We start from the raw sequence: 25,969 nt of genomic DNA, 5'->3' as shown, positions 1-25,969 counted from the left end.
TGATACGATCATCGGAAAAAGAATAATGGTCAGTCTACCATCTTAATTTGCAACTCTTTCGGAACTTCGAAAAACATATTTTCTTCTCGTCCCAATACTTCTTCTACTGAGACCGCGCCTAATGCTTTAATTCGCTCAAGAATCTGATTCACCAGCGCTTCCGGTGCCGAAGCCCCGGCCGTCACCCCGACAAGGCGGACATCGGATAACCACTGTGGATTAATATCTTCCGGCGTATCGGTAAGAAATGCAGCCGTGCCCAGTTTTTCGGCTAACTCTTTCAGCCGGGTTGAATTCGACGAATTTTTAGAACCGACTACAATCATCACATCCACTTGTTGAGCAAGGATCCGCACCGCATCCTGCCGATTCTGCGTGGCATAGCAGATGTCATCTTTGCGAGGCCCTTGAATTTCAGGAAAAACGCGCCGGAGTTCATCAATCACATCCGCCGTTTCATCCACTGAAAGCGTCGTCTGACTGACATAATGAAGATGCTCCGGATGTTTGACGAGAGCTTTCAGCTTGACCACATCTTCCGGTTTTTCAACCAAATACATACCACCGCTCTGGCTGGCATATTGCCCCATCGTCCCTTCAACTTCCGGGTGTCCGGCATGACCAATTAACACGACTTCCATATGTTTTCTGCTGGCTCTGGCAACTTCCATATGAACTTTCGTCACCAACGGGCAAGTCGCGTCAAACACCGTCAATGATCTGGATTTAGCTTCATTTCTGACGGCCTGAGAGACACCATGCGCAGAAAATATCACAATATGATTGTCCGGAACTTCGTTCAACTCTTCAACGAAAATAGCGCCACGCTGTTTCAAGTCTTCAACCACAAATCGATTATGGACGACTTCATGACGAACATAGATCGGAGGCTGATACATTTCCAAAGCCCGCTCGACAATACTGATGGCTCGATCAACACCGGCACAAAAGCCACGTGGATTTGCTAGTAATATTTTCATGTCATTGCTCATGGTTTTTACTCAATTCACGACATCCGTCGTTATTCACCCGATTCAACGGCTAAAATTTCAACATCAAAAGTCACATCCTGACCGGCCAACGGGTGATTAAAATCAACTGTCACCGATTCCCCTTCAATTGCAGTCACGATGCCGGGAATCTCCATCCCGTCCGGGCCACTAAATGCCATAATCACACCGACCTCAAGCTCAGTTTCTCCGGCAAACTTGGTTCGATCCATATGGTGAATGTTATCCGGATTAGGTAAACCGAATGCATCTGCTGCTTTGAGCTCAATCGTACGTTGATCACCAGCCTGTAGCCCGAGCAGACATTGCTCAAAATTGTCACTTAAACTGCCATCTCCGATGATCAGCTTCGCGGGTTTTCCCACCTGATGCGTACTATCAGCAACAGAGCCGTCTTTCAGTTGAATGGTAAAATGGAAAGTGACGGCAGTCCCTGCTTGGATCAATTGTTTTTCGCTTGTATTTGTCATGTGACTTACTTTCTCCAGCCTTGATGCAAAAAGCGCTATCCGGTTGAGCAGACAGCGCTTAGGGAGATTCATTCAATGAATCCGGATCAACTATTTTGGCTCATCTTTACGACGGAAACCATCCAAAATCAGCATCACCGCCCCAATACAGATGGCACTGTCAGCCAGATTGAAAGCTGGCCAGTGATGTCCTCCCCAGTAAAAATCGAGGTAATCGACCACGAATCCGTGCGCGATACGATCAAAGACATTACCAACAGCGCCGCCAATAATCATTGCATAAGCACTGTTTGTCCATCGTTCGGATGCAGGTTGGCGACGCATCCAGTACATCAGTAACAGTACCACAAGCAATGCAATACCGGTGAATAACCAACGCTGCCACCCGGTTTGATCGCTGAGAAAACTAAATGCAGCACCATAATTATGAACGTACAACAGATTAAAAAACGGCAGCACCTCAATGCGGTGTTGCCATCCATAATCCATATGATTCATGACAACCAGCTTGATAACAATATCAAGTGCGAAAACCACAACCGCCAGCCATAACCAGCGGATTCCTGAACGCTTAAGTGTCAATTCTGTCATATTGATTCCGTCAGCCTACTGATTATGCAAATTTGCGGATTTCGCCGGCACCTTCGACATTCGAGACACAGCGACCACAAATATGTTCATGTCCGGCAATCGTACCGACATCATCGGTGTGGTGCCAGCAACGTTCACACTTCTCAGCATCAGTCGCTACAACCCTAACAAACAGGCCATCAATCTCGGTACTCTGCGCTTGTTCGGTCTTCTGCGAAGTCGGTTGAACAACCGCTTTCGAAGTCAACAGCACAAAACGAAGTTCATCTCCAAGCCGATTCAGTTTATCTGCCAATTCACCATCAACATACAGTGTCACCTCAGCTTGCAGCGAACCACCGATGATTTTCTCACTACGGGCGGTTTCCAACAGCTTATTCACAACACCACGCACTTCTTGAATACTGTCCCAGAATGCATTGTCTAAAGGCTCGCCATCTTGTAAATCGAACAACCCTTCATACCACTCTTCAGCAAAGACAAAAGGATTACGCGCTGCGCCGTTCGCTTGCAGTGCTGGCATTTCACGCCAGATTTCATCAGCGGTGAATGACATAATCGGAGCCATCCAGCGAACCAAGGCTTCCACAATATAGAACAGTGCCGTTTGACAACTTCTTTGCGCATGTCCGCCACATTTCGCAGTGTACTGGCGGTCTTTAATCACATCGAGATAGAACGACCCCATTTCAATCGAGCAGAAATGCATCAAACGCTGGACAACCGCATGTGTGTTATAACCGTCATAAGCCTTGATAATTTCTTTTTGGGTCGCGAGCGCGCGAGCGACAGCCCAACGATCCAATGCGACCATCTCTTCCATCGGCACAATATCTGTTGCCGGATTAAAACCGTTCAGGTTGGCCAAGAAGAAACGGGAAGTATTACGAATCCGACGATACGCATCTGCAGAGCGCTTCAGAATCTCATCAGAAACAGCCACTTCACCGGTATAGTCCGTGGAAGCAACCCACAAGCGTAAAATATCCGCACCCAATTTATTGACGACATCTTTCGGAGCGATGGTATTGCCGATCGATTTGGACATCTTACGACCTTGTCCATCCACCGTGAAACCATGTGTCAGCACTTCTCGGTATGGCGCTTTATCTTTCATCGCAATCGATGAAATCAGAGAAGACTGGAACCAGCCACGGTGTTGATCAGAGCCTTCCAAGTACATATCAGCTTCTGCACCGTGGAACTCTTCACGGGAATCGACCACTGAATAGTGAGTCACACCGGAATCAAACCAGACATCCAGCGTATCCAATACTTTTTCGTACTGCTCGGCTTCATCACCCAGCAGTTCGGCGATATCGAGATCCCACCATGCCTGAATCCCTTTCTGCTCAACCCGTTGGGCAACCTGCTCAATCAACGCAGCAGAATTCGGATGTAATTCAGAGGTCTCTTTATGCACAAACAGTGCAATCGGTACGCCCCAGGTTCTCTGGCGGGAAATACACCATTCCGGACGACCTTCAACCATGCTTTGAATACGACCTTCGCCCCAATCCGGCATCCACTTGATACCTTTGATTGCTTCCAGCGCCTTGTGACGCAGACCCGCCTGATCCATCGACACAAACCACTGCGGTGTTGCACGGAAAATAATCGGGGTCTTATGACGCCAGCAATGCGGATAGCTATGTTCATAAGCATGATGATGTAATAAAGCGCCCTTCTCTTTCAGCACTTCAATCACTGAATCGTTGGCTTTAAAGACATGCTGACCGGCAAACAATTCTGTATCCGGCAGATAAACACCGTTTGAACCGACCGGATTGGCAACTTCCAGTTGATATTTCTGACCGACTACAAAGTCTTCCTGACCATGCCCCGGAGCGGTATGGACAACCCCGGTTCCTGAATCAGTTGTGACGTGATCCCCCAGCACAGCCGGGATAGTGAAATCATAGAAAGGATGATGATAACGGGTTAGCTCTAAATCAGCACCGGTGGCAAATCCAAGATTATGGAAATGCTCAATCCCCGCGCGATCCATCACGTCTTTTGCCAGCTCGGAAGCAACAATAATCCGCTCCGCCTGACGCCCTGTTGCTTCATCAGCTTCAAGCTGAATTAACACATATTCCAGATCATCACGTAAACAGACCGCTCGGTTTGCCGGCAAGGTCCATGGGGTGGTCGTCCAGATCACGATAGAGACATCACCGTGGCCTTCATGACCTTGATTTAACGTAAATTTAGATAATAACGCAGGGACATCAGCCGCTTTGAAGCGAACATCAATCGACGGTGAGACTTTGTCTTTATATTCAACTTCTGCTTCAGCAAGGGCACTGCCACAATCGGTACACCAGTGAACCGGCTTAAAGCCTTTAAGCAGGTGACCATTATCAGCAATTTTCCCCAACGCCCGGATAATGTTCGCTTCAGTGGCAAAATCCATTGTGAGATAAGGTTTATCCCATTCACCAAGAATGCCCAGACGTTTAAAGCTTTCTTTCTGTCCTTCAACTTGACCGGCAGCATACTCACGACATTTTTCACGAAACTCAGCAGCCGTTAATTTCTGTCCCGGTTTACCGAATTTCTTTTCAACCATCAACTCAATCGGCAATCCGTGACAGTCCCACCCCGGAATGTAAGGTGAGTCAAAACCTGAAAGTGTTTTGGATTTAACAATAATGTCTTTAAGAATCTTATTCAGAGCGTGACCAATATGAATATCACCGTTGGCGTAAGGAGGGCCATCATGTAATACGAAAGATTTTTTGCCTTTTTTAGCTTTACGGATCGCGCCGTAAAGGTCCTCTTGATACCAACGTTTCAGCATATCCGGCTCGCGTTGCGCCAGATTGCCACGCATTGGAAACCCTGTTTCAGGTAAATTCAGGGTATCTTTATATTCACTCATCGATTCTTAATTCCGTTATACTGGGCGAAGTTAGACATTATGTCAGCCGAGTCTGTCCCGGCTAACCCTCATACTGAAGCAACCACACCCTTGCCGCTTCAGCATCCAATTCTATTTGTTGTTTCAACGCTTCGAAGGATTCAAATTTATGCTCCCCACGAAGTTTATGTAAAAGTGCGACTTCTAGCTGTTTACCGTAAATATTGCCCTGAAAGTCAAATAAATGAACTTCCAGTTGCTGACGAACGCCATTGACCGTCGGCCGGTTGCCAATATTTGCGACACCGTCGATTGGCGAATTACCCAGGCCAGAAACCCGGACTGCATACACCCCGGAAACCGGGGAAACACACCGTTTCAGCGGAATGTTTGCGGTTGGGAAACCAATGGTTCGCCCTAACTTTCTGCCATGAGATACCCGGCCACTGATACTGTAATGACGCCCAAGCATCTCTTTCGCAGCAACCAGATCATCTCGCGCGAGTGCTTCACGGATTGCAGTGCTGCTAACCCGCTGGCGATCGACACAAAAACTTTGCGTGCTGACCACATCAAACCCGAAGGTCTTACCGGCTTGTTGTAACATCGTAAAATTGCCACGACGTTGCCGACCGAAACAGAAATCATCACCAATGACAAGAAACTTAACACCCAAGTGCTTGACCAACAAGTCATGAATAAAGGTTTCTGCATCTAACTGGGCAAATTGATGGTCAAAATTAACACAAAGCAGACGCTCAATGTCGAGTCGGCTCAACTGAACAAATTTATCCCGAAGGCGTGTCAGCCGAGCTGGTGCATGATTCGGGTTAAACAGCTCCAGCGGCTGTGGTTCAAACGTCATCACCATTGATGGAACCCCCAACACTCGGGCCCGCTCCGACACTAACCGCAGCACTTGCTGATGCCCGAGGTGGACACCATCAAAATTCCCGATCGTCAGTGCACAACCATGATGTTGAGTGCGTATATTATGAATACCCCGGATTAATTCCATATCGGACGTTTAAAACCTATGATTCAATTCTCTGGTGATGAAACCGACGGATTATATAACCTCAGCTCAGGAGAAGAAAGTCAATCAAGCCAACAAATACGTTCCACATCCTGCTTTAGTGATGTGATAGCCCTGTTAGAAGAGCGACTTTCCTCAATATAAAAACGGGACGCTACAGCCTATTGGATCACTCGGATATCTTTCAACCGAATCCCACTGATTAAGCTGGCTCCCCCATAAACACAGGCACCGGACACGATCAACCCTACCAACATGAGGGATCGTTTTAGTGTTCCCCACTCAGCCCAAGCCGCAAGGTGATCTGACCCAAAAGCAAGACATAGGCTCATGATGAAACTAGCGATAAAAATACGGCCAATAAATATCATGGTCGAACGCTGCATCTGATACACAGAGGCTAAATGCAGCCCCCGGTATAACAAAGCCATATTAATAAATGCCGACAATGCCGTCGCCATTGCCAGACCAACATAACCGAAAAACCAAGCAAACACCGCATTAAAAAACATATTAGTGACCATCGCCACAATCCCATATTTGACAGGTGTTTTAGTATCTTGGCGAGAGTAATACCCCGGCGCTAATACTTTGATCAGCATAAAACAGAGCAGACCGGAAGCATAAGCCTGTAACGAAAGAGCCGCTTGCTGCACGTCGGCTAAAGTAAATTCACCGCGCATAAATAAGACCATAATCATCGGTTGAGCCAATACGATTAAGCCGAGCGTGGCAGGGATTCCCAGCAGGCACACCATCCGCACCCCCCAATCCATCGTATTAGCAAACCCGATCGGTTCAGCATCAACATGTTTTCTTGATAGAGCCGGCAAAATCACGGTGGCGATTGCGATACCGAATAACCCGAGAGGAAACTCTAACAGACGATCCGAATAATACAGCCAACTAATCGACCCGGTTTGCAAAAAGCTGGCAATAAATGTATCGAACAGTAAGTTGATTTGACTGACAGAAACACCGAACAGAGCCGGAATCATCAACGTCCTGATTTTTTTAACCCCGGGATCATTCCATCCCCATTTCGGCCAGACAAATACACCGGCCTTAATCAAGAAAGGTAACTGAAACAGAAACTGAACCAATCCGCCGAGAAATACACCAAAAGCTAAACCAATCTCTGGCTGCGTCAGACGAGGTGCAATCAGTAGTGCGGAACCGATAATCATCACGTTCAGAAATACCGGAGTAAATGAAGAAACCGCAAATTTACCCAGTGTATTTAAAATTGCGCCAGACAACGCAACAAAAGTAATAAACCATAAATAAGGGAACGTGATTTTAAGCAGTAAGCTGGCCAACTCAAACTTTGCGGCCGACGGCCCGCCATGCAACCAATCAAGGAACCACCCGGCACCGAAAACTGCCGTCACGACACTGGAGCCCAAAATCCCAAACAATGTGACGATCGAAACAAGCACACCGAGCGTCCCCGAAGCCCGGGCAATGAGCAGCCGTGTTTTGTCCATATCGCCCTGAGCGTGGTATTCGGTCAGAACCGGAACAAAAGCCTGAGAAAAAGCGCCCTCCGCAAATAAACGACGTAAAAAGTTAGGGATCTTATTGGCAAAGAAAAACACATCGGCACTCGCACCGGCTCCCATAAGATTCGCAACCACAATATCCCGGAATAATCCTAAAACGCGCGATAGCAGTGTCATGGTACTGACAATCAGACCAGACCTGAGAAGACGTTGACTCACCGTAACCTCTATTAATATGTCAAATCACATCCGAGAGAATCCCGGCGACTTTATTGATTGATATAGCAGGATCATAAGCATCGCGCGGACTGTATCGGCGTGCTGAGAATACTTTCTGCCTGTGTGCAGTTTTTTAACGTAGAATGCGTTGCTTTTCAAATCATAGTTGTGTCAATAATTGGTCTGGCTATTCGAACTGGACCATCCGGCATCATGCTCGTTGAAAGACGGATAAACACAAAAAAGATACCGTTGAAAGTGCAGATTAAGTATTAGCATTCAAAAAAGAATGCTGTTAGAATCCCCGCCATCTTAACCGCGAATGTCCAACGATACCAAAAATGTTTTGGTTCGTTGTGTTTTTGCACAAATGAATTGACATTTTTAGGCAAATAAGGGATAGTTCCCGCCCTTAAAATGTCACTGAACTAAAGTTTTTGGGAGTAGACCCTTGGCAAATAGTAAATCTGCTAAGAAGCGCGCTATTCAGGCGGAAAAAAATCGTCAACACAACGCGAGCCGCCGCTCAATGATGCGCACTTATATGAAGAAAACTGTCGCTGCTATCAAAGCAGGCGACAAAGAAGCTGCAACTGCTGCACTAGCTGAAGCAACACCTATTCTTGACCGTATGGCAACAAAAGGCCTGATCCACAAGAATAAAGCAGCTCGTCATAAAGCTCGTTTTGTTGCTGCAATCAAAGCGCTGTAATGCATTAATTGCTTCATACAAAAATAAAAAACCGACATAATGTCGGTTTTTTTATTTTCCTTGATACCAATCAGCGGCTAGTTTTATGAACAATAGAGACGATATAGCAATTCAATCATTTCTTTTACCTCATGACTGCTGATCGAATAGTAAACCGTTTGCGCCTCTTTCCGCGTCGCAACCAATTTCTCCCGACGTAATAACGCCAGATGTTGCGATAATGCAGACTGACTCAACTCAAGTTTCGCACACAACTCACCTACTGAAAATTCTTGCGCTAACAGTAAACACAATATCTGAAGACGTCTCTCATTTGCCATGGCTTTGAGTAATACAACGGCTTTGGCTGATTTTTGTTCCATTTCCTGAAGATTCACGAAAGGCTCCCTTTATGGACAGGTTCATTTCATACATATAGCGACTACAACCTTGCAGCCTTACAAAATCATTTTACTTGCTGTTCATCCACCGCGATTCATCATTATTATTTTCTCGACGGCATCACAAAACTTTTACCTGATAATAAGTAAGTGCTAGATATTAAAGCAATTACCCATGAAAAAGAACCGATTATACTGATAAATAACTGAAATCTTCACTGCATATACGTTTCACGGCCGGGTGCTGGATCATCCGCTCGGCAAAGATAACGTAATACTCTTCCTTTAAGTCATCGATTCGATCGATCAGATGCATCGGCAAATCGCCATTCCCGGCTTCCGTATAGAGAGACGGCGCTAAAAAAATAGCCTCTCGATGTTCTCTGGCAAAGGCTTTCATCAGCGCAACATCATCAAACTCGCCCATGATATTAGGTTGAATCCCCTGACTATCAAACCATTGCATCGCACTTCTTCCCATAGCAGTGCGACTCCCCGGAATCAGTATTTTTCCATCTGACAAGCATTCGATGAGTGAACTCGCTTGAGGTTCGGTATAGGAGAAAAAGCACATCTGATTTTCGCCCAGCTTTTTACTAAACAAACCGGGGCTACGGGCCGAATCAACCGGACAATCAGACAGAATCATATCCAGTTTATGCTGCGAAAGTTGCTCAAAGAGCAACTCATGTGTCGATTCAAAACAACGTAAATGAATATGTTCATCTTCGGGAACGGCACACGACAAAATCTTACTGACGATCTGTTTGGAAATAGCATCGGCGACCCCCACATCTAGTAGTAAGTTTGCCCGCTGACTATAGTTGACAATGTCGAGCATCTCATAACTCAAGCCATACATACGATCAGCGTATTTATAAACCAATTGTCCTAACTCTGTAGGCTCGACACGCCGCCCTGCGCGTTTCATCAACTGGCCGTCCATACGAGCTTCCAGCGCTTTAATTTGCCCGGTCACCGTTTGCGGTGTCAGAAATAAGGCTTGAGCGGCCTTGGTGACCGAACCTTGTTTACAAACCATCCAGAAATAATATAAGTGATTGTAATTCAAATGAGACATATACCCAGACCATCTGTCAGATTCAATTCATACCCGTACAGCGTATTCTATCATCAGCATGATCGAAATAACCGAAGTTTTCAATATATAGAATCGATATATCCGAATATAAAAATATCTTCAATACTGCCCCTTACAAGTCTCTGGGAAATTCATTAAACTGATAAAAAATTCATGAATAGGCAAGTTATGAAGCAGTACATTGCATTATTGGAAGATATTCTGGAAAACGGTGATGTCAAAGGCGATCGCACCGGCACGGGTACACTTTCTGTGTTTGGCCGTCAAATTCGTCACAACCTCCAAGAAGGTTTTCCTCTCATTACAACCAAGAAACTCCATTTCAAAAGTATCGCGAACGAACTGATTTGGTTCCTGAGTGGGGACACCAATACCTCTTGGCTCAAAGAGAATGGTGTCTCGATCTGGGATGAATGGGCGACGGAAAATGGTGACTTAGGACCGATTTATGGTCAGCAGTGGACCGCATGGCCAACGCAATCAGGTGAAAGTATCAATCAGATCGATTATGTCGTGGATGCTTTAAAAAATAATCCCAACAGTCGCCGTATTCTATTCCACGGCTGGAATGTTGAGTATTTACCTGACGAGTCAATGGCACCTCAAGAGAATGCCCGGAACGGAAAAATGGCACTTCCTCCCTGCCATTTGCTATATCAGTTTTATGTTTCAAACGGTAAGCTCTCTGCACAATTATACATTCGTAGTTCAGATAGCTTCCTCGGGTTACCTTATAACATTGCCTCACTGGCGTTGCTCACCCATATGCTTGCACAACAATGCCAACTGACACCGCATGAAATTGTGGTCAGCTTTGGGGATTTACACGCATACTCAAATCATATGGAACAAATTAAAACCCAGCTGACCCGGGAACCACGGCAATTGCCGGAATTACGGATTGTGCGCCACCCCGAATCGATTTATGACTACCGTTTTGAGGACTTCGAAATCGTTGGCTATGATCCACATCCATCAATTAAAGCGCCGGTCGCAATATAACTCTCGATTCCCCCGCTCAACGGTAATTGGTCGGGGGAGCTTTAGACACCACGTGCAGAATCCTTCCTTATCCGCAAGCTAACTCGATTACTCTGGTGAATCGGAACGACGACGATAAGCCCAAAACATCAGCAGAACACCAGCCAAAATCATCGGTAAAGAAAGAATCTGCCCCATTGAAATGAATCCGGCAAACAATCCTAGCTGTGCATCCGGCTCTCTGAAATACTCAACAAAGATACGACAGGCGCCATAACCGATAAGAAAGAGTCCGGCAACTGAACCGGCAGGACGAGGCTGACGAATAAAGAGGTTGAGAATGATAAATAGAAGTACCCCTTCCAAAAAGAATTCATACAGCTGAGAAGGATGACGCGGCAACGGCCCTGCTCCCGGAAATACCATGGCCCAAGGTACATGGGTCACTCGTCCCCATAATTCGCCGTTCATAAAATTCCCTAAACGTCCCAACGCAAGTCCAAAGGGAACCAGTGGTGCAACGAAGTCGGCCACTGCAAAAAACTGGCGATGATTGCGTTTGGCATACCAGAACATAGCCGTGATCACACCGAGTAAACCGCCATGAAAGGACATTCCGCCAGTCCAGACTTTAAACAGATATAGCGGGTCGGCCAGAAAATATTCGAACCCATAAAACAGGACATATCCCACACGTCCGCCAATCACCACACCGACAAATCCGGCAAACAAAAGGTCAGAAACCTGTTCTCTCGTCCATCCGCTTCCTTCCTTATCAGCTCTTCGGTTCGCAAGCCAAGTTGCAAAAAGAAACCCAAGCAGATACATCACACCATACCAACGAATGGAAAGCGGCCCGATGGAGACTAAGACAGGATCAATATTCGGAAACTGCAAGAATTCCTGAGACATAAATCTTTACTCTTTATTCAATATACAACGGTTTATGACATACCGCGCTCAGCGCAGCAACATATGAACGGATACAAACATCAGAAACACAGCAAACACCTTTTTCAACACCGATGTCGGTAGTTCGGTCGCTAACTTGGCTCCCACTTTTGTCGTAAACATCGACGAACAGGAAATAAACAGCAAAGCGGGTAAATAAACGTATCCCAGACTAAACTCAGGCAGGCTTTGGAGCGAAAAACCGTGCCAAATAAATCCCATCATGCCAGATAATGCAATCACACAGCCGCAAAGTGACGATGTGCCAACAGCCTTACGCATTTCTATGCCATGTTTGTTGAGATAAGGCACCGATAGTGCCCCTCCACCAATACCAGCTAAGCTGGCAATCATGCCAATTAAACTCCCACTCAGGATCATTGCCCCCAGCCCCGGCATCGGCTTCGCCGTCTGCTGGCGAATTGAGAGAAACATCTGTATTGCCAGGAAAAAAACAATCACCCCAAACACTTTGGGCAGATATTCGCTCGGCATCCAGTCAGCAAGAGTCGCCCCCATCAACCCACCGGCAATAATTCCGGGTGTCAGCCACTTCACAGCTAATAAATCAATATTGCCATAGCGTAAATGATTCAATGCCGAAGAGCCTGAAGTCAGAATGATACAGGCGAGAGAGGTTGCCAAAGCCACTTGCATCGCGATATCAGGTGTAACGCCAATATGGGGAAATAAAAGTAACAGGGCCGGAACAATAATTAAGCCACCGCCAATGCCTAACAACCCGGCCATAACGCCGACAAAAGCACCTAACACGATTAACAGCAAGACAAAAGTGATGGTCACGCTCATTCCTCAGGTTAACTTAATGTTTACCGGCTCGGATAAAACCGGCAAAACCGAACTCTTCAAAATAAGTTCGCATCATACTATAAATATCATGACCATAAGTTTGCATCAGCGCTTGCGAGGCAAGTTTTTTCAGCGTTTTTATTTCTGAATGACGGATGAGGTATTTCACTTTCGCGACATTCGCCGTATTCATACTCAATGTCTGATATCCCATCCCAATCAGAAGCAACGCCCCTATCGGGTCTCCGGCAAGTTCGCCACACACACAGACATGAATCTGATGCTGACAACAGACATCAGAAATATGTTTTAACGCCATCAAAACTGACGGATGCATGGATTCATAGACATCGGCAACTCGGGCATTGTTCCGATCAACTGCTAATAAATATTGCGTCAGATCGTTTGTTCCAACCGAGATAAAGTCAACCCGGTCGGCCATTCGGGGTAAAAGGTAAATCATGGATGGCACTTCGAGCATAATCCCGATTGAAGGCTTTTTCACCCGTTTATCCACAGCCGAGACTTCAGTAAATGCTTGATCAATAAAAGTAAGCGCATCATCAAGTTCTCTCATTCCGGAAATCATCGGTAACAGAATGCCCAAATTCCCCGTCTCGATACTGGCTTTGAGCATTGCCCGGAGCTGAATCAGAAAAATATCCGGATGATCAAGCGTGAAACGGATACCTCGCCAGCCGAGAAATGGATTATCTTCTTCTATTGGTAGATAAGGTAAAGGCTTATCACCACCGATATCTAATGTTCTCATCACAACCATTTTATCGGGATGCGCACATAGTATTTGACGATAAAGTTGGATTTGCTCTTCTTCAGAAGGAAAACGGTTCTGTAATAAGAACGAGATTTCAGTCCGGTACAAACCGACACCATCCACCCCTTGATTGACTGCAGTATTGTTCTCGGTATTCAGGCCTGCATTCAGCAAGATATTGACCGGATACCCATCGCGCGTGATCGCTTTCTCGGCAAGGCTTTGATTAACCATTTCCGATAGTTCACCTTCTTCTTCCATCAGCTCTTGGTATTCGGCCAGAACTTCGGAATCCGGTGAAATATGAATGAAGCCACTGTAACCATCGACAATAGCTAATTGACTATTAATTTCTTTGAAATTTAACGAAACCCCCATGATGGCAGGGATCCCCAAGGCTCGGGATAGAATTGCGGCATGGGAGTTGGCAGCGCCTTCGAACGAGACAACAGCCAAAAGTTTATCTTTGGGAATACTGGCCAGAATTGAAGCGGTTAACTCTCTGACGACAAGAATGATCGGCTTTTCCAGAACCAATTCTTCCAGTTCACTGTTGTACAAAAAGTACAGCATTCGCTGCCCGAGCTCTCTGATGTCCTGGGCTCTTTCTCGCAGGTAAACATCCGACATTTGGGAAAAGCGTTCGACATATGCTTCAACCACCTGACGCAAGGCCCAATCCGCTCGATCACCTTTCAGGATCTGTTCTTTCAGATCCTTACGTAACATTGGATCATTGAGTAAGTGGGTAAATAAATCGAAAATAGCCAGCGTTTCTTTGTGAATGTCGCCATCCAGCTTCTTACGCATTCGCCGAAAATCACTCAGTGCCTTTTCAACTGCTCTGGATAACCATTCCTGTTCTTTCTTAACGTCAAGCGTCGATGCCGGCAAAACATTTTCTAGCTCCGGCTGAGAGTTATCCCACCAGAACTCACCAATCGCAACCCCCGGAGATACCCCAATACCGCGCACAACCGACTGTTGCTTTGCAAGTGACCATAACCCCTGAGACTGCGCATGTGCAACCAGAACGGCCAACTGGGCCGAGAGTGTCACAATAAACGATTCTTCGATTTCACTAAACAGACGGGGAGAACGTTGCTGGATAACCAACACACCCAGCACTTGTTTACGGTAAATAATCGGTGCACCTAGAAAGCTTTGGTACACTTCTTCACCGAGTTGTTTGAAATATTTGAAATTTGGGTGTTTGGAGGCTTCGGCCAGATTGATCGGTTCAGCTGAACGTTTGACTAACCCAACCAAGCCCTCATCAAAACCGATATGAATTTTATTGCCTTTAAATTTCAATCCTTGAGTCGCAATCAGTTCAAGGCGTAGTTTTTCTTCATTGGCGAGATAAATTGTGCAGCATTCGGTATTCATGGCCTCACAGGTTTTTTTCACCAGAATATCAAAGGCCTGATGAACATCTTCAACTTTTGAAACCTGTTCCATGATGTCCCGAAGCTGAGAGAGCATGTTTATCCTCTTTTTCCTTTCCGTTTGCTTTTTACTTTCCGTGCTTTAAATGGCATCGCGATCGAGGCAAACTCTTTCATTGCTCGCCGATAAACATCGCGTTTAAATGAAACAACCTGCCTTACCGGATACCAATAACTCACCCAACGCCAACCATCAAATTCAGGGGTTACTCCACGCTGCATGTTGATTTTAGACTCATGACACTCTAAACGCAGAAGAAACCATTTCTGTTTTTGTCCAATACAGACCGGTTGAGAATCCCAGCGCACCAATCGTTTGGGAAGTTTATACTTCAACCAATGACGACTGGAACTAATGACCTTCACATCCGTTTTTGTTAAACCAACCTCTTCGTATAACTCTCTGAACATTGCTTGCTCTGGCGTTTCACCATGATCAATGCCGCCCTGAGGGAACTGCCAAGAGTGTTGTCCGTATCGTTTCGCCCAGAATACCTGACCATGGTTGTTGCAGATTACAATACCGACATTCAGCCGATAACCATCGCCATCTATCACTGGCAAACCTCTAATAAAATTTAACTTCTCCTGATTTTTTCATAGATCCCCAGATGTAGCAAATATCCATTGACAATAAAAACAAAAATACTCAATGGACAAAATTGGGTATACCACCTCAGACAAGTAACTTATTAACACAAGATGACAAATTTAGCTGATCTTATTCACCTTTTCTGTGAGTAACTATGTGAAAAAGTGATAGATTACTCACAATTTTTTGATTCTCTTCTCGCAACAAACCTTTCAGCAGCAAGTAAACCAGTTCAACTAATTGTTATTTATCAATAGATTAAATAAACAATTATAACGCTTACGATCCCAATTTGATTCACAAGGATCAATCTCATTGTCACATTGAACAAAGATCAACCATCACCATTTTTATCCACACAACAACCGCGATTTCGCTGAAAAAGTAACACAAACCACAGAATAAAGCCTGTATATCCATCCATATCATGACGCGATGCATCGTCAGATACAACTATCCTGTGGATAAGCTGAGGAAATCATCAAGGTTCCGCTCTTTCAGACAAACCATGACGGCCTCTCATTTCATCTGTTAAACTAGTGCTCATTACATCCTAAACTGTTGCTCTTCTACCACTAATATCCGAAAGATCTTATGAGACCAGAACCAAAAACAGAAAGTGAATTACTTGAAAGAGCTTGGGAAATAGCCGGATTCAGTTTTACTGAACTTGCGGAGATTGCCCGGATGAAAGTCCCTTTGGATCTGAAAAAAGATAAAGGCTGGGTCGGACAACTTCTCGAATGGCACTTGGGTGCAACCGCCGGAAGCAAACCGCAACAGGATTTTGAAAAACTGGGAATTGAGCTGAAAAGTATTCCTATCAGCTATGCGGGCAAGCCACTCGAAACCACATTTGTCTCCGTGGCGCCATTAACGGGCGTTCATGGTTTGACGTGGGAAAACAGTCATGTCAGAAACAAACTGTCGCGAGTCCTCTGGATCCCCGTTGAAGGAGAAAGAGATATCCCCGTTTCGGACAGAAAAGTCGGGACACCTCTGTTATGGAGCCCTTCACCGGAGCAAGAGGCACAACTCAAAAATGACTGGGAAGAGCTCATGGAGTTCATTGTGTTAGGTCAGATCGAGCAAGTAACCGCCAGACACGGTGAGATCTTGCAATTGCGTCCCAAAGCAGCCAATGGTCGAGTTCAAACAGAAGCTTATGGTTATCACGGGAAAATAATCCGTACACGTCCTCGGGGTTTTTATCTGCGGACTCAATTTACCGCGCAGATCCTCGCGCATCACTTTATATAAACACGGCATCACTCATAACGCCCCCGTACCAACACCGTTCTAGCTTGATACATTCAGTGCGGAGCAATCATTTGTCATCGCTCCTTCACCATCAATTTCTATTTCCTTTTCAGTAGGTACTTCGCTTATAGTGAAAGGGGAAGCATATATACCCACGCTCAAACCTAATGAAGATATGCAGTCGGATCCGCTGGATAATTGGTTCTCTAACAAGAAAGGAAGTCATATGCATTATACAAAGCTGCCTCACTCAACATTAGAAGTCAGTAAAATCTGCCTTGGTACCATGACCTTCGGTCAACAAAATACATGTGATGATGCTTGCAGCCAACTTGACTACGCCCTCGAACGAGGCGTGAATTTTATCGATACGGCAGAAGTCTATCCGATCCCTCCTTCTCCGGAAACGCAGGGAAAAACAGAAGAATTTATCGGCCACTGGCTTGAAAAATCAGGCAAAAGAGAAAAGATCGTACTGGCAACCAAAGTTGCCGGTCCTGTAAACGCGGGACCAAGAAACCCACTTCAGATCCGGGAAAATATGGCACTGGATCACCGTAATATTCATCAAGCCATTGACGATAGTCTCGCGCGGTTAAAAACCGATTATATCGATTTGTACCAACTCCATTGGCCACAGCGCCAGACCAACTGTTTCGGCACACTCAACTATCCCGAACTGCCTGAAAAAGAAGAAGTGACACTGATTGAAACACTTGAAGCCATGACCGATCTCGTTCGGGCTGGAAAGATTCGCTATATCGGTGTTTCCAACGAAACACCTTGGGGCGTGATGACCTATCTCCGATTAGCCGAAAAACATGATTTACCTCGTATTGTCACGATTCAGAATCCATATAATCTGCTGAATCGTAGCTTTGAGATCGGCCTTTCAGAAATCAGTCATTTTGAAGGGGTGAAACTACTGGCTTACTCCCCACTTGCATTTGGCATTCTCAGCGGGAAATATCTCGATGGTGCCAAACCGGAAGGAGCACGCTGTACACGTTTCGAACGTTTTAAACGCTACTTCACACCTCAGGGAATCAAAGCAACCGAAGCTTATGTTCAACTGGCCCGGGATTATCAACTCGATCCGGCGCAAATGGCGCTGGCTTTCGTGAACCAGCGCTCTTTTGTCGGTTCTAACATCATCGGTGCGACGACGTTAGCCCAATTAAAAAGTAACATTGATAGTATTGATATCACATTGTCGGATGAGCTCATTGGCAAAATCAATGATATTGCCACGACCTACTCCAACCCTTGTCCGTAATGTTTACTGATCTTGACAGCCCTAAGCTTCATCGAAAGCTATTCCAGGGCTAAGTGAGTCGCAGGCCAAAAGGATTGAAACGCCCTTTTGGCCTGTTTTAGTTATGTCGGTATTCGCAATGATATAAACTGCCTGAGCAGATGCATACGACGAGTCACACGCTGCTCTTCATTGATTGAACGACCAATCAGGCGACCATCTGCTTCCAGACCGATATCACGCAATAGATAAGGATTATCCCACGGAATATCGTAAGCACTCCGACGTACTTTTGCTCTCCATACCCGTTCTTCACGACGTAAATCGGCTCGAACGAGCCATGCTGCAAGTGATAAATAAAATGAATGACGCATAGCAGTATCTCCTTGAGAGATCGGCTGAAGGAAACCTAGCTACACTTAACAGAATACAGAAAAGAGAATTGAATTCTTTGACTTATTAAGCTGCTACATTCCCGCAGCCTAATAAAAAGGTTACGGATTGATTAACTAAAAATATCTCGTTTCATTTGTCGTGACATGCCAGTAATGGCGCTTGCCTGAAAATGAAAAGCAGAATGAGATGAAGAGACACAAACAGAAATAATACAAAGCATAGATTTCATAGCGTATCTCCTTTTAGTCATTACAATCCAATTGATAATTATGACCGAAGCCACGACGATAATTTAATGGGAATGGTTCAATAAATCAATCAATGAATCATCAATATTCTTCAAAAAAATAGATTAGTTCAATAATTAACAATCACTCATGTAATCATGATGACATTCAACTAGAATGAATTATTTTATTGAAACAATTCACTAACACTATTTTTAGCCATGTGAATATCGGTATAAAATAAAAAAGCCTTACTAACATCATAAGGCTTTTCAAACAGTATCATACGACTTTGCCAAAATAAGGCAGTCTCAATATAATTAGTTCATATCTTCCGAAATTAGATTATGCTTATTCAACAAACGGTACATTGTCGCTCTTGATATGCCTAACTCTTTTGCCGCCTGAGTAATTTGCCCTGAATTAGACTCAAGCACCAACATCAACGCTTCTTTTTCAGAACGTTCACGGATACTTTTCAGACTTAATTTCCCATCCCCAAATTTTGGCAAGTCCAGATTACTCTCACTGAGCATCACGGTATCAGACATCAGGACCATTCGTTTTACCTGATTGATTAACTCACGAATATTCCCTGGCCAATGGTAGCGGGAAAGCATTTTGAGAGCATCTTCTGTAAAACCACGGGCCTGAGCATTGTACTCTTTTGAAAATTGCTGAAGATAATGACGAGCAATTAAAGGAATATCGGAAACACGTTCTTTTAAGCTAGGCACATTGATTCGCAGGACATTAATATAGTGATACAGCTCATCATTGAAATTACCATCAATTAAAGCCTTCTCTATATCCGTTGCATTTGCCGCAAGTATTCGGATATCAACCGTCTGGAAACCTCTCGATGTCTCTATCGTGCCTTCTTGGAAGAAGCGGAGTAAATTCAGTTGCTGATCTTTCGTAATCGATAAAATATCATTCAGAAGAACCGTGCCACCATCTGCTTTTTCCAGAATTGAAACAAAATCATCATCAGCACCAATACCGAACAATTCCATCGCAAAACGTTTTTCGGACATCGCCCGACAATTGACCGAGATAAATGGCTTTTTGGAACGGGAAGAGGAATGATGAACTGCCTTGGCAACCATCTCTTTCCCTGAACCACTTTCACCATGAATCAAAATACTCACATCGGTCGGTCCAATTCGTTTGATCTGATCGCGTAGTCGTTTCATTGAAACCGACTCTCCAATCAAGCCAAAATTATCGTTTAACCCATAGTGAGGCCATACTTTTTTTTCAAGTTTCAACATGCCAAGCTGATGCCCGATCGTACTCAGCAACTGCGCATCAGGTATTGGCGCAGTAAAGAAATCAATACAAAAGTTTACAATAAATTGACATATTGTATCTGAGCTTAATTGTGACTCGCGAATGAATGCCAGCCATCGAACTTGTCTATGACTACTGACTAAGTTCGCAACCCCATTTAAACTGAACTCATCGTGACTTAAATCGACAATACCGATACAGGGACCGACTTCATCAAACAAGACATCTGCCTTTCTTAAATCGCCGACTTGAGAACATCGCCAACCAACTTGTTCTAATACCGAAAGCCATGGTTCATACGTGCCACCAACCACGATAAGAGAACCTGGCACAGAGTCCATACGGAACTGATTACCCATGAACTATTCCTTATCATTTATTCATATTGTTATGTTATTTGGGGGCTTATATAGTATTAATTATTAATAATTACGCTACCGTAGGCACGAATTAAAAAACGCATATTCTTAATTATGAGACTAACATAAGAAATTACATAAAAAGAACAGAAGCGATAAAATACTACGACCCGTTTTCCTTATCCGATGACAACTACTTAAATATATTTCCCCCCTTGCAACTCCTCTAATATATGAAATCATCACTGGTCTAATCATCCTACCTTCTCTTTCTGATAAAACAAAGCCTTTCCCGAAGGAAAGGCTTTGCGTATTTTTTAGCACTTTAATCCATCACCAGTGATAAATTTAGTCAATTATCCCTGAGGACGCATCGCTGGGAATAAAATTACATCTCGAATCGTATGCGAGTTTGTGAATAACATCGCCAAGCGATCAATACCAATTCCCTGTCCGGCAGTCGGTGGTAAACCATGTTCTAGCGCAGTGATATAATCTGCATCATAGAACATCGCTTCATCATCACCGGCATCTTTCGCATCAACTTGCGCTTTAAAGCGAGCATCCTGATCTTCAGCGTCATTCAACTCAGAGAAACCATTGGCGACTTCCCGGCCTCCGATAAAGAACTCAAAGCGATCCGTAATAAATGGATTGTCATCACTACGGCGAGCCAATGGAGAAATATCAGCCGGATAACCCGTAATGAAAGTCGGTTGAATCAGTTTTGGCTCAGCCGTTTCACCAAAGATTTCCTCTAGCAACTGACCGCATGTCCAGAATGGTTCAACTTCGATATGCAGCGATTTAGCAATCGAGACCATCAGGTCACGATCCTGAATCTTATCATTATCAAGACCCTGAATCTCCGCATGGTCAGGGTTGTAATGCTTCACTGCTTCTAACATGCTCATGCGCGTATAGCGGCCGCCAAACTCAACCGTTTCATCCCCGTAAGGCATTGAGGTCGCGCCCAAAACTTCCTGAGCAACCGAACTCAGCATCTCTTCGGTCAAATCCATCAAATCGTTATAGTCTGAATAAGCCTGATAGAATTCCATCATGGTAAATTCAGGATTATGCCGAGGAGACAACCCTTCGTTTCTGAAGTTACGGTTGATTTCAAATACACGGTCAAAGCCACCAACAACCAGACGCTTCAAATACAGTTCCGGTGCAATCCGCAGATACATTTCCATATCTAACGCATTATGGTGGGTAATAAACGGACGTGCTGTTGCACCACCGGGAATGCTCTGCATCATTGGAGTTTCAACTTCAATGTATCCTTTGCCGATCATAAAATGACGAATCGCGCTGACCAGCTTAGAGCGGATGATGAACGCCTGACGCGAATCTTCGTTCATGATCAGATCCACGTAACGTTGGCGATAACGCATTTCCTGATCGGTCAGACCATGGAACTTCTCAGGTAGCGGGCGCAGCGCTTTCGTCAATAGTTGGTAAGATTCCATATTGACATATAAATCCCCTTTCCCGGATTTATGCAGCGCACCTTTCACACCAATGATGTCACCAATATCCAACCCTTGATATTTGGCTTTCAGATCTTTCTGCACATCTTTACTTGCATACGCCTGGATCCGACCGGAAGTTTCTTGAATGACCAAAAAAGGCCCGCGTTTTGCCATAATTCGTCCGGCAATCGCCACAACATGATTCAAGGCTTCTAATTCTTCTTTTGTCTTTTCACCGAACGTTTGCTGCAAATCACTGGCCAGACTATCACGGCGAAAATCATTCGGGTGACCGTTTGCCTTACAATCCTGACGGATATAATCTAACTTACCGCGTCGTTCTGCGATGAGTTTATTTTCTTCTTGTCTGTTACTTTCTTGAGTCGTTTCGTTTTGAATCGCATCAGTCATTTCGATGTACCTGTCATATCGGTGAAAAGCTTAAAGACCTGATTTCAGGCTTGCTTCAATGAATTTATCTAAGTCGCCATCCAGAACCGCCTGAGTATTGCGGTTTTCGATCCCCGTTCTCAGATCTTTGATCCGCGAGTCATCAAGCACGTAAGAACGAATCTGGCTGCCCCATCCGATATCAGATTTAGCATCTTCATTCGCTTGCTTCTCGGCATTCTGTTTATGAAGTTCAAGTTCAAACAGCTTCGCCCGAAGTTGCTTCATCGCTTGATCTTTGTTTTTGTGCTGGGAGCGGTCTGTCTGACACTGAACAACTGTATTGGTCGGTAAATGCGTAATCCGTACCGCAGATTCAGTTGTATTGACGTGCTGACCACCGGCACCCGATGCCCGGTAAACATCGATGCGCAGATCAGCCGGATTAATATCGATATCAATGTTTTCATCAACTTCCGGATAGACGAACGCTGATGCAAAAGAAGTATGACGACGACCGCCGGAATCAAACGGAGATTTACGCACCAGACGGTGAACACCGGTTTCGGTCCGCAGCCATCCATAAGCATATTCGCCAACGATCCGCACCGTTACCGATTTCAGACCGGCGACTTCGCCCCCGGAGACTTCAATCACTTCTGTCTTGAAGCCTTTCGCTTCAGCCCAGCGCAGATACATCCGCAGCAACATTGAAGTCCAGTCTTGTGCTTCGGTTCCACCGGAACCCGCCTGAAGGTCAATGTAGCAGTCCGAAGGATCGTGCTCTCCCGAGAACATGCGGCGAAACTCCAGTTTCTCCAGACTTGCTTCCAGCTCATCCAGCTCAGGGCCGATCTCATCGAACGTTTCCTGATCTTCAGCTTCAACCGCCAGTTCAAGCAAACCTTCGACATCATCAACACCACGATCCAAGAGATCGATGGTTTCAACGATAGCCTCCAACGTGGCTCGCTCTTTTCCCAGCGCCTGAGCCCGTTCGGGTTCATTCCATACTTCGGGTTGTTCAAGTTCTGCGTTGACTTCTTCGAGACGTTCTTTTTTTACATCATAGTCAAAGATACCCCCTCAGGACATTTGTGCGTTCAGACACGTCCTGCAGGCGGTTTTTTATCGGGTTGATTTCAAACATGATTGCTCAATCGTTTATTAGAGTAGAATTTAACCGAAGAATTCTACTGAAAAATGTGATGAAGATACAGGAAAAATTGCTGGTTCCACATGACTTTCCAGCACACGATGAAATCGAACCGAACGCCCATATTATCAGGATATCATGCAGCGTTCGGCGATTTGGGGACAAGAATCGCTTGGATTGATAGTCAGCGAATTCTCATTCACGACCTATCAGTGGGTCGCTTCGTTGATTTCCAGAGATTGCTCTGAACGGGACATGCAAAACATCGCAACAAATATAATCGCAGTCGGCAATACCCAACCCATGCCAATATCAAACAGTGGCAAGAAACTAAAAGAGGAAACATCCACTCCCACAAACTTGAAAGCATCGATCAGCGCAAACAGAAAAGACACCAGTAAAGCCACTCGGTAAGCCACTTTAGGATTCGGGAGCTTATTTCGGACAAATGTCAGCGCAACCAGCGTAATAGCCACCGGATACAACGCAAATAAAACCGGAATAGACAGTGAAATTAACTGACTCAGACCCACATTCGCGATCACGGCACAAACCACGCTGTTCACAATCACCCACTGGTGGTAACTGAATCGCGTCAGCGAACTAAAGTAATCAGAACACGCAGAAACAAGACCGATTGCCGTCGTCAAACAAGCCAACAATACAATGATCGATAAGACAAGCTGACCAAAGTCACCAAACATCGCCTGTACATAAAGGCTGAGTATCACGCCACCGTTATCAGCCCCGGTCGCAATGGCTGAACTGGTCGCTCCCAGATAGAACAACGAGATATAGACAAATGCGAGTCCGAAAGCTGCGATAAAGGCAGCAGCAATCAAATACTTGGTGGTCGCTCGGGCCTCGGTAATCCCTTTGCCTCGCAAGACATCAACCATCAACATACCAAACATTAACGAAGCGAAGGTATCCATGGTGTTATAACCTTCCAGAAAACCGGTGGTTAAAGGCTTTTCCAGATATGCGCCTTGCGCCGCAGCAACGGTTCCCTGTGGATGAATAAACACCCCGACAGCCACAATAATCAGTCCGATAAACAACGTTGGAGTTAAAACCTTACCAATCAAATCAATCAGTTTACCCTGAGACCAAGAGAAGAAAGCAGCAACTACAAAAAATATAACAGAGAAAAAAGTAAGATTAGAGAAGCTACCTTCACCGACTAATGGCTTAAACGCCATCTCAAAAGCAACGAGCCCTGTGCGAGGTGCAGCAAAAGCGGGACCGATAATGATAAAAATCAGCACCGCCATGATTGTCGATACCTTAAGTGGCAAATCTTTAGTTAAGTGCTGCCAACTGCCACCGGCGACGGCAACCGCAATAATCGCAATCAGAGGAAGCCCGACGGCTGTCAGTAAAAAACCACTCATCGCAGATGAAAGATGTTCACCAGCCATTTGCCCGGCAAGCGGAGGGAAAATTATATTGCCTGCGCCAAGAAAAAAAGCGAACAGCATAAAGCCGACCGCCATAATATCGGTTAATTTCAATGTCTGTTTCACAGAGCACCTTCTTATGTTTATGTTGTGTTTGTCATTGTGACAGTAGACTGTCTTTCATTTTTTGCGCGATAATGAACAAACAGAATGAAATAATCAATAACACAACAAGAATTAGTCAATTGATCCATGTAAATTCACATTGACTAGAACAATAAACCAATAAAAAAGCAAAAAATTGATACAAAAATAAAAATTATTTCGTACAAATCATTCACAAACACAGCAACAACAGAGTGGACTTGAAAGGTCATGCTATTCCTGCCAACATCTCGCTAAAATGTACGTCTCATGGCCTGAAAAGCGTTTAAAAGCGGCTTCAGTGAGATGAAGTCCGCTATTGGTGAAACAATATCCATGAAGAAAAAATCACAGCACCCCAAAACGTTCCATTTCAAACAATTTTCAGTATCCGGTGGTGAATGTGGTATGCCCGTGAGTACAGATGGTGTGTTACTGGGTGCTTGGATGAATGGTGAGAATCTCCGTTCGATTCTCGATATCGGCACAGGCACCGGCCTATTAGCTTTATTTTGTGCCCAACGCTTCCCGGCGGCACAGATCACGGCTCTCGATATTGATGAACAGGCGATTCAGACCACCATCAGTAACCGGGATAATTCCCCATGGGCTGCACGGATCGAGGTAGAACATCAAGATATCTTAACCTTTGCGCCCCACTCGGATTATGATGCGATCATTTGTAATCCGCCTTATTTTACCTCCGGACAGGTTTCAATAGCTCCGGCCCGAGCTCTTGCCCGCCATGTTTCCGGTTTTTCTCACCAACAGCTTTTGCATCACTGTCAGCATTTGCTTTCACTTTCAGGACAGCTCAGTATGATTTTGCCTTGTCAGGAAGGGAATTCACTGATTGACTCGGCTAAACAACTGGGATGGTTTTTAACGCGCTATTGTCTGGTTTCACCCACAGAGACAAAACCCCCGTCCCGAGTTCTGTTCTCACTCAGCAGAACAGAACCACAGGCTTGTGAATTCACTCAGCTCACCATTCGCACCCAAAATAGCTATACCCCTGCATTTACCGAACTCACCAAAGCGTTTTATCTGAAGATGTAAAAAAGGATGTAAGATCGTGATAGAAGTCTCTATAATGCCGAGCTTTGGTTTTGCCATCCCTGTTGTCCAGATTACTGAGAACAGATAGCTTAACAGATAGTTTGATGAAT

Annotated in this window: 22 protein-coding genes; 5 read left to right on the top strand and 17 right to left on the bottom strand. The window is 45.0% G+C overall.

Going from position 1 to position 25,969, the window contains the following annotated elements; genetic code table 11:
• Positions 1–29: 29 nt before the first annotated feature.
• The 6 genes from ispH to murJ form a co-directional block, all read right to left on the bottom strand.
• Positions 30–992, bottom strand: a complete 963-nt coding sequence (gene ispH / locus AC55NX_RS04365; RefSeq protein WP_496994621.1) for a 4-hydroxy-3-methylbut-2-enyl diphosphate reductase — start codon at positions 990–992, stop codon at positions 30–32.
• Between the two features lie 29 nt (positions 993–1,021).
• The gene (gene fkpB / locus AC55NX_RS04360) at positions 1,022–1,480 is read right to left on the bottom strand and encodes an FKBP-type peptidyl-prolyl cis-trans isomerase (RefSeq protein WP_496994620.1); all 459 of its coding nucleotides are present in this window, start codon (positions 1,478–1,480) and stop codon (positions 1,022–1,024) included.
• Between the two features lie 90 nt (positions 1,481–1,570).
• On the bottom strand, positions 1,571–2,071 hold the full coding sequence (gene lspA / locus AC55NX_RS04355) for a signal peptidase II (RefSeq protein WP_077333174.1): 501 nt from the start codon (positions 2,069–2,071) through the stop codon (positions 1,571–1,573).
• A 22-nt stretch (positions 2,072–2,093) separates the two neighbouring features.
• Positions 2,094–4,955 (bottom strand): isoleucine--tRNA ligase, encoded by a 2,862-nt coding sequence (gene ileS, locus AC55NX_RS04350; protein WP_496994619.1) that lies wholly within the window; start codon positions 4,953–4,955, stop codon positions 2,094–2,096.
• Positions 4,956–5,016: 61 nt separating this feature from the next.
• Positions 5,017–5,952 (bottom strand): bifunctional riboflavin kinase/FAD synthetase, encoded by a 936-nt coding sequence (gene ribF, locus AC55NX_RS04345; protein ID WP_496994618.1) that lies wholly within the window; start codon positions 5,950–5,952, stop codon positions 5,017–5,019.
• Between the two features lie 179 nt (positions 5,953–6,131).
• Entirely contained in the window at positions 6,132–7,649 is a 1,518-nt protein-coding gene (gene murJ, locus AC55NX_RS04340; protein WP_370737066.1) for a murein biosynthesis integral membrane protein MurJ, read from the bottom strand.
• A 493-nt stretch (positions 7,650–8,142) separates the two neighbouring features.
• On the opposite strand from murJ, the gene rpsT reads away from it, so the two are divergent.
• Complete coding sequence (gene rpsT / locus AC55NX_RS04335; RefSeq protein ID WP_077333182.1) at positions 8,143–8,403, top strand: 30S ribosomal protein S20; 261 nt, start codon at positions 8,143–8,145, stop codon at positions 8,401–8,403.
• A gap of 83 nt (positions 8,404–8,486) precedes the next feature.
• Here the strand turns inward: rpsT and AC55NX_RS04330 are convergent, their stop codons facing one another.
• Positions 8,487–8,780: an ArsR/SmtB family transcription factor gene (locus AC55NX_RS04330; protein ID WP_496994617.1), complete on the bottom strand. Its 294-nt coding sequence runs from the start codon at positions 8,778–8,780 to the stop codon at positions 8,487–8,489.
• A 193-nt stretch (positions 8,781–8,973) separates the two neighbouring features.
• The gene (gene nhaR / locus AC55NX_RS04325) at positions 8,974–9,864 is read right to left on the bottom strand and encodes a transcriptional activator NhaR (RefSeq protein WP_496994616.1); all 891 of its coding nucleotides are present in this window, start codon (positions 9,862–9,864) and stop codon (positions 8,974–8,976) included.
• 189 nt (positions 9,865–10,053) lie between these two features.
• Here nhaR and AC55NX_RS04320 point away from each other — a divergent pair, with 189 nt between their 5' ends.
• On the top strand, positions 10,054–10,887 hold the full coding sequence (locus tag AC55NX_RS04320; protein WP_496994615.1) for a thymidylate synthase: 834 nt from the start codon (positions 10,054–10,056) through the stop codon (positions 10,885–10,887).
• 87 nt (positions 10,888–10,974) lie between these two features.
• On the opposite strand, the gene lgt is transcribed toward AC55NX_RS04320, so the two are convergent.
• Genes lgt through rppH form a run of 4 tightly spaced genes read right to left on the bottom strand, consistent with a single transcriptional unit; the run spans position 10,975 to position 15,408 of the window.
• On the bottom strand, positions 10,975–11,778 hold the full coding sequence (gene lgt / locus AC55NX_RS04315; RefSeq protein WP_496994614.1) for a prolipoprotein diacylglyceryl transferase: 804 nt from the start codon (positions 11,776–11,778) through the stop codon (positions 10,975–10,977).
• Positions 11,779–11,826: 48 nt separating this feature from the next.
• Complete coding sequence (locus tag AC55NX_RS04310; protein WP_496994613.1) at positions 11,827–12,621, bottom strand: sulfite exporter TauE/SafE family protein; 795 nt, start codon at positions 12,619–12,621, stop codon at positions 11,827–11,829.
• 19 nt (positions 12,622–12,640) lie between these two features.
• Positions 12,641–14,887, bottom strand: a complete 2,247-nt coding sequence (ptsP, locus tag AC55NX_RS04305; protein ID WP_496994612.1) for a phosphoenolpyruvate--protein phosphotransferase — start codon at positions 14,885–14,887, stop codon at positions 12,641–12,643.
• A 2-nt stretch (positions 14,888–14,889) separates the two neighbouring features.
• Positions 14,890–15,408: an RNA pyrophosphohydrolase gene (rppH, locus tag AC55NX_RS04300; protein ID WP_496994611.1), complete on the bottom strand. Its 519-nt coding sequence runs from the start codon at positions 15,406–15,408 to the stop codon at positions 14,890–14,892.
• Between the two features lie 628 nt (positions 15,409–16,036).
• Here rppH and mutH point away from each other — a divergent pair.
• Both mutH and AC55NX_RS04290 read left to right on the top strand, forming a co-directional pair.
• Positions 16,037–16,702, top strand: a complete 666-nt coding sequence (mutH, locus tag AC55NX_RS04295) for a DNA mismatch repair endonuclease MutH (RefSeq protein ID WP_496994610.1) — start codon at positions 16,037–16,039, stop codon at positions 16,700–16,702.
• Between the two features lie 226 nt (positions 16,703–16,928).
• Positions 16,929–17,978, top strand: a complete 1,050-nt coding sequence (locus tag AC55NX_RS04290; RefSeq protein WP_496994609.1) for an NADP(H)-dependent aldo-keto reductase — start codon at positions 16,929–16,931, stop codon at positions 17,976–17,978.
• Positions 17,979–18,079: 101 nt separating this feature from the next.
• On the opposite strand, the gene AC55NX_RS04285 is transcribed toward AC55NX_RS04290, so the two are convergent.
• The 5 genes from AC55NX_RS04285 to brnQ form a co-directional block, all read right to left on the bottom strand.
• Entirely contained in the window at positions 18,080–18,331 is a 252-nt protein-coding gene (locus AC55NX_RS04285) for a DUF1127 domain-containing protein (RefSeq protein ID WP_496994608.1), read from the bottom strand.
• 569 nt (positions 18,332–18,900) lie between these two features.
• Positions 18,901–20,232, bottom strand: a complete 1,332-nt coding sequence (gene vpsR / locus AC55NX_RS04280) for a cyclic-di-GMP-binding transcriptional regulator VpsR (protein WP_496994607.1) — start codon at positions 20,230–20,232, stop codon at positions 18,901–18,903.
• Positions 20,233–20,588: 356 nt separating this feature from the next.
• Positions 20,589–22,121, bottom strand: coding sequence for a lysine--tRNA ligase (lysS, locus tag AC55NX_RS04275; RefSeq protein ID WP_496994606.1), 1,533 nt, complete (start codon positions 22,119–22,121; stop codon positions 20,589–20,591).
• A gap of 30 nt (positions 22,122–22,151) precedes the next feature.
• Positions 22,152–23,250 (bottom strand): peptide chain release factor 2 gene (gene prfB / locus AC55NX_RS04270; RefSeq protein ID WP_496994605.1). Its coding sequence is split into 2 segments (ribosomal slippage): positions 22,152–23,174 and positions 23,176–23,250, totalling 1,098 coding nucleotides; the frame shifts between segments, so codons are not numbered across the junction.
• Positions 23,251–23,465: 215 nt separating this feature from the next.
• The gene (gene brnQ, locus AC55NX_RS04265; RefSeq protein WP_496994604.1) at positions 23,466–24,782 is read right to left on the bottom strand and encodes a branched-chain amino acid transport system II carrier protein; all 1,317 of its coding nucleotides are present in this window, start codon (positions 24,780–24,782) and stop codon (positions 23,466–23,468) included.
• Between the two features lie 354 nt (positions 24,783–25,136).
• Between brnQ and AC55NX_RS04260 the strand changes: the two genes are divergently transcribed.
• Positions 25,137–25,859 (top strand): tRNA1(Val) (adenine(37)-N6)-methyltransferase, encoded by a 723-nt coding sequence (locus tag AC55NX_RS04260; RefSeq protein ID WP_496994603.1) that lies wholly within the window; start codon positions 25,137–25,139, stop codon positions 25,857–25,859.
• Positions 25,860–25,969: the final 110 nt, after the last annotated feature.

The organism is Vibrio rubrogenes, assembly GCF_059641415.1.
The sequence above is the reverse complement of the archived record's forward strand: the minus strand, read 5'-3'. Positions and strand labels throughout refer to the sequence as shown.